The organism is Paraclostridium dentum (genome assembly GCF_012922555.1).
GTDB classification, from domain to species: Bacteria; Bacillota; Clostridia; order Peptostreptococcales; family Peptostreptococcaceae; genus Paraclostridium; species Paraclostridium dentum.
In genome coordinates, this window is sequence record NZ_WIPK01000001.1 from 919,925 (window position 1) to 931,659 (window position 11,735).

12 protein-coding genes are annotated in these 11,735 nt (G+C 28.4%); 2 read left to right on the plus strand and 10 right to left on the minus strand.

Translation table 11 applies throughout. The annotated features are described in order from the left end of the window. Positions 1 to 4: 4 nt before the first annotated feature. A complete protein-coding gene (locus GFJ41_RS04435; RefSeq protein WP_035115978.1) occupies positions 5 to 865 on the plus strand; it encodes an SDR family oxidoreductase in 861 nt (286 codons plus the stop codon). A gap of 82 nt (positions 866 to 947) precedes the next feature. Here GFJ41_RS04435 and GFJ41_RS04440 read toward each other — a convergent pair whose 3' ends face one another. From GFJ41_RS04440 to GFJ41_RS04475, 8 genes are all read right to left on the minus strand, one after another. Continuing rightward, positions 948 to 1,457, minus strand: coding sequence for a TDE2712 family protein (locus GFJ41_RS04440; protein ID WP_035115975.1), 510 nt, complete (start codon positions 1,455 to 1,457; stop codon positions 948 to 950). Positions 1,458 to 1,838: 381 nt separating this feature from the next. Then, positions 1,839 to 3,467: an ABC-F family ATP-binding cassette domain-containing protein gene (locus tag GFJ41_RS04445; RefSeq protein ID WP_025162992.1), complete on the minus strand. Its 1,629-nt coding sequence runs from the start codon at positions 3,465 to 3,467 to the stop codon at positions 1,839 to 1,841. 175 nt (positions 3,468 to 3,642) lie between these two features. Next, positions 3,643 to 4,659 carry a molybdopterin-binding protein gene (locus GFJ41_RS04450; RefSeq protein ID WP_170074708.1) on the minus strand — a complete coding sequence of 339 codons (1,017 nt, stop codon included), beginning with the start codon at positions 4,657 to 4,659 and terminating at the stop codon, positions 3,643 to 3,645. 10 nt (positions 4,660 to 4,669) lie between these two features. After that, complete coding sequence (gene mocA / locus GFJ41_RS04455; RefSeq protein ID WP_035115969.1) at positions 4,670 to 5,245, minus strand: molybdenum cofactor cytidylyltransferase; 576 nt, start codon at positions 5,243 to 5,245, stop codon at positions 4,670 to 4,672. Position 5,246: 1 nt separating this feature from the next. Then, complete coding sequence (gene yqeC, locus GFJ41_RS04460) at positions 5,247 to 5,957, minus strand: selenium cofactor biosynthesis protein YqeC (RefSeq protein WP_170074709.1); 711 nt, start codon at positions 5,955 to 5,957, stop codon at positions 5,247 to 5,249. 14 nt (positions 5,958 to 5,971) lie between these two features. Beyond that, on the minus strand, positions 5,972 to 7,138 hold the full coding sequence (locus GFJ41_RS04465) for a MalY/PatB family protein (RefSeq protein WP_170074710.1): 1,167 nt from the start codon (positions 7,136 to 7,138) through the stop codon (positions 5,972 to 5,974). Between the two features lie 97 nt (positions 7,139 to 7,235). Continuing rightward, positions 7,236 to 7,895 carry a transmembrane-type terpene cyclase gene (locus tag GFJ41_RS04470; RefSeq protein ID WP_035115961.1) on the minus strand — a complete coding sequence of 220 codons (660 nt, stop codon included), beginning with the start codon at positions 7,893 to 7,895 and terminating at the stop codon, positions 7,236 to 7,238. A gap of 141 nt (positions 7,896 to 8,036) precedes the next feature. Then, positions 8,037 to 9,230: a pyridoxal phosphate-dependent aminotransferase gene (locus tag GFJ41_RS04475; protein WP_021431419.1), complete on the minus strand. Its 1,194-nt coding sequence runs from the start codon at positions 9,228 to 9,230 to the stop codon at positions 8,037 to 8,039. Positions 9,231 to 9,475: 245 nt separating this feature from the next. Here GFJ41_RS04475 and GFJ41_RS04480 point away from each other — a divergent pair, with 245 nt between their 5' ends. Further along, on the plus strand, positions 9,476 to 10,321 hold the full coding sequence (locus GFJ41_RS04480; protein ID WP_170074711.1) for a sulfurtransferase: 846 nt from the start codon (positions 9,476 to 9,478) through the stop codon (positions 10,319 to 10,321). Positions 10,322 to 10,376: 55 nt separating this feature from the next. Here the strand turns inward: GFJ41_RS04480 and GFJ41_RS04485 are convergent, their stop codons facing one another. Continuing rightward, positions 10,377 to 10,670, minus strand: a complete 294-nt coding sequence (locus GFJ41_RS04485) for a hypothetical protein (RefSeq protein WP_035115955.1) — start codon at positions 10,668 to 10,670, stop codon at positions 10,377 to 10,379. Positions 10,671 to 10,748: 78 nt separating this feature from the next. Further along, positions 10,749 to 11,555, minus strand: a complete 807-nt coding sequence (locus GFJ41_RS04490) for an AAC(3) family N-acetyltransferase (RefSeq protein ID WP_035115952.1) — start codon at positions 11,553 to 11,555, stop codon at positions 10,749 to 10,751. Positions 11,556 to 11,735 lie beyond the last annotated feature (180 nt).

Consider the following 11,735-nt stretch of genomic DNA (forward strand, 5'->3'; position numbering starts at 1 on the left):
GATTATGGTTTTTCCAACTTCATTTCCAAAGCAACATCAAGATTGTCAACCAGGACTTGAGTATAAGATGTCACCAAGCCCTATATATGACAGTCCATTATATAATAAACAAAATGATAAATTAAAAGATAAAGTGGCTATCATTAGCGGTGGAGATAGCGGAATAGGAAGAGCAGTTTCTATTGCTTTTGCAAAATCAGGATGCGATATAAGCATAATATACTATAACGAAGATGATGATGCTATGGTCACAAAGAAAAAGGTTGAAGACGAAGGTCGAAAATGTCTTTTAATTAAAGGCGATATAAAGGAAAGTAAGTTTTGTAAAGAGGCTGTAGATGCTACTTTAAAAGAATATAAGAAAATAAATATATTAATAAATAATTCAGCAGTACAATACACACAACAAAACTTAACTGACATAGATGATGAACAATTTGATAAAACTTTTAAAACTAATGTCTATGGATCATTTTATCTAACAAAAGCTGTACTGCCTCATTTACAATGTGGTGATAGTATAATAAATACAACATCTGTTGTTGCATATCATGGACATGAAACACTATTAGACTACTCTATGACTAAAGGAGCATTAACAACATTTACTAGATCTTTATCTATGCAATTAGCAACAAAAGGAATAAGAGTTAATGCCGTAGCTCCAGGCCCTATATGGACTCCATTGATACCTTCAAGCTTCTCTGAACAAGAAGTTGCAAAATTCGGTAGTAATAATCCAATGAAAAGAGCTGGTCAACCAATAGAGTGTTCAGGTGCTTATGTATTTTTAGCAAGTGAAGAGGCATCTTTTATAACCGGTCAAACTATACATGTAAACGGCGGAGAAATAATAAATGGATAGTTTTAATAATTTTTAAACATAAAAACACTCAATCTATATAATATAAATTGAGTGTTTTATTTTAAATGTTTATCGCTCCTAATTACATACTAAGAAGCTTTTCTTCTATATATTCATTAAATGGTTTTCCTGCTATTGTTACTGGGCCTTCACCAAATAAATCTACTGTAATATTAAAGAAATTGATTATTAATTTATTTTCATCAATATAATATTCATCCATATGTCCTGGAATAAATATTACCTCATATTCTTCCTTACTTAATTTATCTTGCATATAGTCTAAATTAAGCTGCTTTACTGGTGCTATCATCATATTTGTAAATTCCAAATCTTCAAGCATCCACATATGTTTATTCCAGTATCTACTTTCCTTTTTTGTTGGTTTATTCAGAAGTTCTCTGTTTGAAATTGCAGAAAGTACCTTTCTTACAGATTCCTTTGTAAAGTCTTCATCATATAGATATTTCATATCCGTTTCATCCGATAGTCCTATAAAAAATGAATCTGCTATCTTTTCCTTTTGATGTACTGAATCCCAAATATAAAGCATCATTTCTAAAATTTCACTTTTAATTACAATTTTAGCCAAGTTAAATCCCCCTTTTTTCTTTAAATATTTTTTTATCTACGAACTACTCTCCACTTAAATTAATCTTCAGTTTCTGTTCCCAGTAACCCCCCTAATTGGCTTGTGAATAGAAACAACTCTGATTGAATATTTTACAGTTTTGAAAGTTCTACCATATTACAAGTATATCACAAAATCAAAAATATTACCTCTTTCTATAATTTTTTAACCAATATTATACCATAATTTTACACTAATTCTAAAAAAATACCTCCTATATTTGAAAAAGTAGAACATTGACGTTCTTCATCTTATCAAATATAAAAGGTATTCCAAAACCTATATTATTAAGTTTTAATACTGTCTAATACACATTAAGTGCCTTTAAATAATCATTAGCAATTATTTCTTTGCATCTCCGTACATTTCTTTTAATTGCTTTTGTATTTCTTTATTATCTAAATACTCATCAAGAGTAGTTTTTCTATCCATTATTCCGTTAGGAGTTATCTCTATTATTCTATTTGCAAGAGTTTGTATCATCTCTTGGTCATGAGAGTTAAATACTAATACTCCTGAGAACTTCTCTAAACCTTTATTTACAGAAGTTATACTCTCTAAGTCTAAGTGGTTAGTTGGATCATCTAATACTAAAACGTTAGCGTTAGATAACATTAACTTAGATAACATACATCTAACTTTTTCTCCTCCAGATAAAACTTGAGCTTCTTTTAAAGCTTCTTCTCCAGAGAATAACATTCTACCTAAGAATCCTCTTATGAAACTTTCACTCTTTTCTTCAGAGTATTGTCTTAACCAGTCAACTAATGAGTATTCTACACCATCAAAGTATTTATTGTGGTTTTTAGGAAGGTAACTTTGAGAAGTTGTTACTCCCCATTTGAAATCTCCACTATCAGCTGTATCTTCACCCATTATTATGTTGAATAATGTAGTTATAGCTATCTCATCTCCTAAGAATGCTACTTTATCTTCTCTATCTAATCTGAAAGATACGTTGTCTAATACTTTAACTCCATCTACAGTCTTAGTTAAGTTATTTACTTCTAAAACTTCGTTTCCTATTTCTCTTTCAGGAGTAAATCCTACATAAGGGTATCTTCTTCTTGATGGTTGTATATCTTCTACTTCTAACTTATCTAATTGTTTCTTTCTTGAAGTTGCTTGCTTAGCTTTAGAAGCATTTGAACTGAATCTTGCGATGAACTCTTTTAATTGAGCTATTTTTTCTTCAGCTTTTTTGTTTTGATCTTTAGCTAATTGTAATGCTAATTGGCTTGACTCATACCAGAAATCATAGTTACCAACATACATTTGTATTTTACCAAAGTCAACGTCAACTATGTTTGTACATATTTGGTTTAAGAAGTGTCTATCATGTGATACAACTATAACTATAGAATCTTCTAAATCCATTATGAAGTTATTTAACCAGTTTATTGATTGGAAGTCTAAGTGGTTTGTAGGTTCGTCCATTATTAGTATTTCTGGCTTACCAAATAAAGCTTGAGCTAATAATACCTTAACTTTATCTCCACCTGTTAATTCCTTCATTTGCTTGTAATGAACATCTTTAGTTATACCAAGACCCATTAATAATTTTTCTGCATTAGTTTCTGCATCCCATCCATCAAGTTCAGCAAACTCACCTTCAAGTTCAGCAGCTTTTATACCATCTTCTTCTGAGAAGTCTGGCTTCATGTATAATTCATCTTTTTCTTTCATTATTTCGTATAGTCTAGCATGTCCCATTATAACAACATCTAAAACTGTGTTTTCTTCGTATTTGAAGTGGTCCTGTCTAAGAACTGACATTCTTTCTTTTTCAGTTATAGATACATTTCCAGTATTTGCTTCTATATCACCAGCTAATATTTTAAGGAAAGTTGATTTTCCTGCACCATTAGCTCCTATTATCCCGTAACAATTTCCTTTAGTGAATTTTAAGTTAACATCTTTGAATAACTCTTTATCACCAAATCTAAGTCCTACATTAGTAACTTGTAACATTCGCATATTTCCTTTCTACTACTAAAATTTATAAAATTTTACAACTCTTCTAATGATATAACAAAATTGTAACTTAGTCAACTCTATAGAATCAATAAGTTTATTCTGTATAAGTTGAAATTACACAAAAAACATAGAAAGGTATCTATTTAAGAGCCCTTTCTATGTTTTATATCTATTTAGCAAAGTTACAAGCAGGATATGTACATATATCGCAGCTCATGCAAAGACCTCCATGCCCATATCTTGCTATATCTTCTTTTGTTAATTTCTCATCTATTAAAATTCTCGGTAATACCACATCTAAAACAGTAGTTTTCGCATACATCGCGCACCCTGGTATACCAAGAATCGCTGTGTCTTTTTTATAACTTAGTAAAAACATAGCCCCAGGAAGTATAGGTGAACCATATGTTACAATCTCAGCTCCAGACATTTTTATAGCTGCCGGAGTTAAGTCATCTGGATCTACACTCATTCCACCTGTGCAAAGTATAATATCTGCACCTTGATTTAAAAAGTTATCTATTGCATCTTTAATCATTTCCGTGTTATCTGGACAAACTATCTGTCCTAATACTTCGCATCCATAAGAATCCATTTTATCTTTCATTATAGGTCCAAATTTATCTACAATTCTCTTGTAATAAACTTCATTACCTGTAGTTACTATTCCTACTTTCTTTTTCTTAAATGGAACAACTTTTATTAATTTTTCGTCTCCTACAACAAGTTTAGCTTTATCTAGCTTCTCTTGTTCTACCATTAAAGGTATAACTCTTGTTCCTGCAACTTTAAGACCCTTATGTACTTTGTAATTGTTGTGTAAAGTTGACATCATTATATCATCAATACAGTTTAGCTTGAATAGTCTTTCAATGTCTATTTTCAAAAGACCATCAACTGTAGATATAAAGTCTATTTTTCCTTCTTTGATTTCACTGAATTCTAAATTTTCGCCTGCCGTTAAATCTTTTAAGAATATAGCTCCATCATTTTCATGCACCATACCTTCAACATTTTCAAATACATATAGATGATCTTTTCCTAATGATAAAAGTTTTTCTATATCTTCTTCTTTTACTACATGACCTTTTTTAAATGCTCTTCCCTTAAATTCACCAGGTATTATTTGCGTTATATCATGACATAACACATGTCCTATGGCATCAACTGTTTTTATTTGTTTCATATACCCTCCCCTAGTTGCCTTTTAATTTTTTTAAGTTTTCATAATCTACTTTTGTATCCACATCTAAAAGTGTGTATTTACTTACATTTACATACTTTATTTTATCATATTCATTAATAACTTTTTTACCTTTTTCATCATTTTTTAAACTTAATAAATTATTTTTTAAACATTTTGGAAATATAACTGGATTCCCAGTTTTATTATCATATATTGGTATAACTATATATTCTTTGTTTTCTCTAAATTCATTAATAAGTTCTTTTACATCATCATTGTTTATTAATGGCTGATCTCCTACAAAAAACATATATCCATCGCATTTACCACTATTTCTTACCCCTAACTTTATAGATTCACTTTGACCTATCTGCGCATTATCATTTAATACAAATTTAAATTGATATTTTTTTGCAATTTTTAAAACTTCTTTATACTGACTGACCACTATAACTTCTTTAAAGTCACATTTTTTTAAAGCTTCAAACGTATTTTCTATTATTGTTTTTCCATTGAAATCCATTAATAATTTGTTTTTTCCCATTCTTCTCGAGAATCCAGAAGCCATTACTATAGCACTAATCATATTAACCTTCCTTATAAAAGTTTTTGATTAAACTTCCATATATTATTTTTATACTTTCATCTTCTTTCTTTATCATGCTAATAAGCTTATAAGCTAATTTTTCCCTTTTTTCATTATCTACTTTATTTATAAATAATACTTTTTCTCCAATTGAATTTTTAAATAATCCATTTCTATTTAGAACTATGTTTTTAAGATTTTCTAAAGTAATTCTGCTTTCTACTTCTCCACAAATTTTTAAAAATTCATCTAATCTATGTATATATTTATTACTTATATACATATCGTATGCAGTTATATCTAAAACTCCAATATTTTTAGTTGTTTTAGGATGAACTAAAGGCTCATCATATCTCCATCCCTTTAACTTTTTTCTTTTTGATCCATCACCTTCAATTAAACTTATATCAAACTTATTTATAAATTCATCTAGCTTTTCATAGTTTAATCCAACTACTTTATTTTCTTCATTTATATATTTACCACAAAGAGTAATACCTTTATCTAAGATAAAGGTATTACTCTTATCAGTTAGTATAATATTGTTATAGTCACTTGATTTTGGAATATATATTTTTGTTGTAGTAGTTAGTAAAACACTATATTCACTAGAGAGTTGTTTACTTAGATAAGTTATCAAAGATGTTTTGCCTCCAGCTCCAACAACAGTTATAACGTCATTTTCCTTTATCTCTAGCAATTGTTCTAGCATACTTACCTCCAAATTTACATATTATCTACTGCATTTTTTAATCTTTCTAAAGCTTCTTTAACAGTAGATATCGGGCACCCTATATTCATTCTCATAAATCCACTGCCACCTTTTCCAAAAGCTGTTCCAGTACTTAGTGCTAATTTAGCCTTTTCAAGGAAAAATCTTTCTAATTCTTCATCCGATAATCCCAATTCTCTACAGTCTAACCAAGTTAAAAATGTTCCTTCTTGCTTTATTACTTTAATTTTAGGTACATTTTCATTTATAAATTTTAATACATAATTATAGTTACTTTCTATATATTCAAGCAACTCTTCAAGCCATGTTTCTCCTTTGTTATATGCTGCAATTAAAGCCTCCGCACCTAAAACATTAGGAGTTGCACTGAATAGTTCTTTATATCTGCTTCTTAATTTTTCATCAGTTATAATAGCATTTGAAATATACAACCCAGCTAAGTTAAACGTTTTACTAGGAGCTGTTAAAGTTACTATGTTATCTTTATAATAAGGTGCTACTGTTGTCAATGAAGTATGTTTATATCCCTTAAATACTAGATCTGAATGTATTTCATCACTTATTATAAAAACTTTATAACTTTCACATATTTCTACCATTCTTTCTAGTTCTTCTTTAATCCATACTCTTCCTATCGGATTATGAGGATTGCATAATATAAGAACTTTAACACCTGTAGATATTTTATTTTCAAACTCATCAAAATCTATTTCATATCTATTATCTTTTATAAATAATTCACTTTGAACTACATCACATTTATTTTCATTTAATACTCTAAAAAATGAATGGTAAACAGGAGATTGAACTAATACCTTATCATTTTCTTTTATTAAAATTTTCAGTAAGAAATTTATAGCAGTTACTACTCCTGGAGTGTATACTACATCTTCAACATTTATATCTACATTATGTCTATTTCTCATCCATTTTACAACAGATTCATAATAACCATTAACTGTATCATATCCTAAATTTCCTGTAGATAGTTTATTTTGTAATGCTTTAGTTATTTCATCACAAGTTTTAAAATCCATATCTGCAATCCACATAGGAATTATGTCATCTTCATTTGTATTGAAATTTTCTTTGTATTTATCATATTTAACAGCATTTGTTCCAAGTCTATTTACTCCCTCATTAAAACTATCCTTATACATACTCATCCCTCCCTGAATTTTATTTTACATATTTTAAATTTTATATTAATCCTATAAGTTTTTCAAGTTTCATAAGAGTTTATATCTTATTTTATACTTAATTTAAAGCATTTTTTGTCTTTGAAAATTTATAGATCAAATAAATGTATAGTATATCAAAGAATTGAATTAAAGCTATTATAAATAATTCAGTAGTTATTGATGGTAGCATATTAGTAAATTTTAAGATAGCAACCGTCAATGTTCCCATCCATTTGAATATAGCTATATAAATAGACTGACCTGAAGTATTTCCTCTATTCAAAAGCATACTTACAAACAATATAGACATTATTAAGTTTTGTATATTTGCAATAAACCCAGATGTTTGAGTTATATCATTATTAAATAATATAGAAAAATCATTTACAGATAAAATCATAAATAATATTGAACAAACTAAAATAAATACAGTAAAAATGTATAGTGATTTTTTACTTATAATACCTATATATTTCCTAGATTTATATCCATATTTGAAAAAAGTATATAATATTATTAAATCAAGTAATAACCAAGTTAAAAATATTATCTTTGCAAAAAGCAAATCTCCTGGAGGATATATAAAACTAAAAGTAAACTCCCAAGCTAGATTAAGACTTAGCGCAAATAAAGGTATTCCATAAGTTTTATCTTTAAAGCTTTTATGTATTATCAATATATAAGCTATAATCCAAAATACTCCACACAAAACTTGTAAACATAATTCAAATTTCAAATTTCCACCCCTATATTAAATCTATTATATAAATTTGTATATATAACTATTACTATTCTCTATAATTAACAAATTATAAATCATTATTAAAATTAAAAAGACCTATACACTTAGTATAGGTCTTTTTTTTGCATTTATTTATTATCTATCTAATTTTAAGTAAGCTTCTAATCCTTCTTTTAATATCTTAGCTGCTTTTGATAAGTCTTCTTTATTTAATATATAAGCAAGTCTTATCTCGTCAACTCCAAGACCTTTAGTCTTATAGAATCCTTCAGCAGGACAAGGCATTACTGTCTCTCCATCGATTTCAAAATCGCTTAGCATCCATTTAACAAAATCATCAGCACTCTTAACCGGTAACTTAGCTACTATATAGAATGCTCCTGTTGGCTTTTTACATATAACACCAGGAACTTTTACAAGCTCATTGTATAAAACATCTCTTCTTTCTCTATACTCTTCATTTACTTCTGTTAAGTAAGAATTTGGAGTTTTGTAAAGTTCTACTGCTCCAATTTGCTCTAATGTAGGAACTGATAATCTAGCTTGACAAAGTTTTAATATTTCACCCATAAATTCTTTGTTTTTAGAAGCTAAAGAACCTATTCTAGATCCACATGCACTATATCTTTTAGATACACTGTCTACTATTATAACTCTATCTTCTACTTCTTTAACATTTCCTAAACTAGTGTAGTCTCCCTCATATACAAACTCTCTATAAACTTCATCTGCTATTATCCATAACTCATGTTCTTTAGCTATATCAGATATCATGTCTATTTCTTCTTTAGTATAAACTACTCCACTTGGGTTTCCTGGATTTGAGAATAATATAGCACGAGTATTTCCATCTATCTTAGATACGATTTCCTCTTTAGAAGGTAAGTGGAATCCGTTTTCAGCAAAAGTAGTTATTGGCTTTATTTCAACTCCAACTGCATTTGCAAAACTATTATAGTTTGAATAGAATGGTTCAGGTACTAATATATTGTCCCCTTCATTACATATAGTTAACATTGTAAAGAATAAAGCTTCACTACCACCGTTTAATATTAATATATCTTCTAAATCAAAGTTTATATCGTATTCTCTGTAGTATTTTTGTATTGCTTCTCTAAGTTCATGTAAACCTTCTGATAAAGCGTACTCTAAAACTTCTTCTTTGTTGTTAGCTATTGCCTCGAAAAAGTTTTCCGGAGTTTTAATATCTGGTTGTCCTATATTTAAATGATATACTTTTTTCCCTTGTTTTTTAGCTTGTGCTGCATAAGTTAATAGCTCCATTATAGTTGAAGCTTCTACTGATTTTATTCTTGAAGAAAATTTCATATTTTTGCCTCCTAATTGTCCCTTTAATTATATTGATGTATGTGGTATACAATATTTCTTCTTTACCCATATTCTAACATATTAAAACAAATTAGTTAAACGTTTTTTTCAGATATTAAAAAGTTATTATTTTCTGTATTTTAAGTAAATTTCATAAACTATTGAAAATTACTCAATCTAAGTATATATTATTTACATAAGTTGTGAAAACAATTACATAAATTTTAATATTTTGGAGGGTGTTTATGACAAACTTAGTTAATGCTAAATGGTTAAAAGAAAATTTAAATAATGAAAATCTAGTTATTGTCGATTGTAGATTTGACTTAATGGATAAAGAATATGGTAAAAAAAGTTATGAAAAAAATCATATAAAAGGTGCAGTTAGAATTGATATAGAAACTGAATTATCTAGTAAAGTTCAAGAACATGGAGGTAGACATCCACTTCCTACTGTAGACGAATTAAAAAGCACTTTTGAAAACTTAGGTATAAATAATAATTCAGTAGTTGTTTGCTATGATGAAGGAGATTTAGCTGGTCCATCTAGACTATGGTGGACTTTAAAGTATCTAGGTCATGATAAGGTATATGTTTTAGACGGTGGAATAAATGCATTCATTGAAATTGGTGGAGATACTAATAATGAAGTTCCTACAGTTTCTAAAAATGGAGAGTTTGTAGTTAATGTAAATGATTCAATGAGAGTTGATATGAACTATGTAAAAGAAAGATTATATAAAGACGGGGTTGCTATAATAGACTCTAGAGAACATAAAAGATACCTAGGTGAATTTGAACCTGTAGATAGAAAAGCTGGTCATATTCCTAGTGCGATGAATTATTTTTGGATGGATATATTAGAAAAAAATGATGATAGCGTAAATATAAAATCTGTAGAAGATTTAAAAAAACACTTTGAAAAGTTGAATGAGTTTGACGAGGTTATAGTTTATTGCGGATCTGGTATAACTGCTTGTCCTAACAGTTTAGCACTTAGCGAAAGCGGAATAAAGCATAAAGTTTACTCTGGAAGTTTTAGTGATTGGGTAAGCTATGATGATAATGATGTAAATACTACAATTCAATAATAAAAATAAAAAGGATGTTTCAAGTTTTATTGAAATCATCCTTTTTTGTTTTTATTTATACATTTTTAACAAGTTCTCTTTCAGCTTCTTTTTTATCCATGTATTCATTTAATCTTTTTTCTGCTATAACTTTTATTTCATCAAAACTCATTTTATTTTCCTTATTTTTAACTATCTCCATCCCAATTTCAAGCAACTGTTGATCCGTAAATTTACTTTGTATGTACTCCTCTATTCTTGGTATATCTTTAGGCTCTATATCTTTGTATACTTGTGTCATAGCTATTAAGCTATTGACTAAGTTAAAATCTGTTACTAAACTTAGTTTGCTTAAGTCTAAATTTTTCATACATATCCCCCATTTTCTTATTGATAATACTATTATAGCACATCATTAACACAATTTTCTTAATATTACATATTTTAATTATTTAGATTTAGATAAAAATTTCGTAGCAAAATCTACACATTCTCTCTGAGACATCAATTTACAATTTGCATTTCCTATTTTATAGTTTATAACCTTGTGATTATTTTCAAAAACTTCTCCAATATATCCAAAACAATCAGAATCTACTTCTAAATCTTCGAATTCTTTCCATACTCTCATTCCATTTTCTAGTATAGGTGCTCCTGATATAAATGTTTCTCTGCAATTACTCCTATACTCACTTAAATGAAATGATGTATTATTTTCATAAGGTACACCTAATAGAAGAACATATCCGTCTAAATCGTAAATTCTAGCTAATGGTGATTTTTCTGATAATCCATATTCTAAACTATGGTTATTTGTTATAAATTCTTTATCTTTTCCATAAGCACTAAATGAAACTTGCGGATGATTACTTCTTGTTACTCCTTCATAACTTATAAAAGTTTGTGCTATTATTCCCATTCCTCTACATGGAGTTGTTAATTTATTAAAAGCGGGCATTTCATCTTTTATAATTTCATGCCAGCTTTCAGGAACAGGTGGATTGCACCAATATATTGGGTCAGAATAGTCTCCAGTATGACTAGGCATAACTATATTGCCATTTTCTCCTACAGCCTCTAAAAGAGCATCTATAACAGATATAGGCCCTCCACAAACCCATCCAATCGAACTTAGAGATGAGTGTACTATAATTGTCATACCTTCTTTAACTCCCATAGCTTTTAGATCTTTAAGTAAACTTGTTTTTGTATTAATTTTTAAACTTGATTTAATTATATTCTCTTCATTCCTCATAATATCCCTCATTTAATTTTTCAATTTATTATAAATTCGATAAAAATAATTTCAAACCTTTTAATATATAGTTAATTTTATATAATCAATAAAAAATTCGCTTCGCTCATGTCGCCAACGACTCCGTCCGTTGCTCAAAATATCATTTTTTACTTTCACCAAAACATTTATATAGCTATG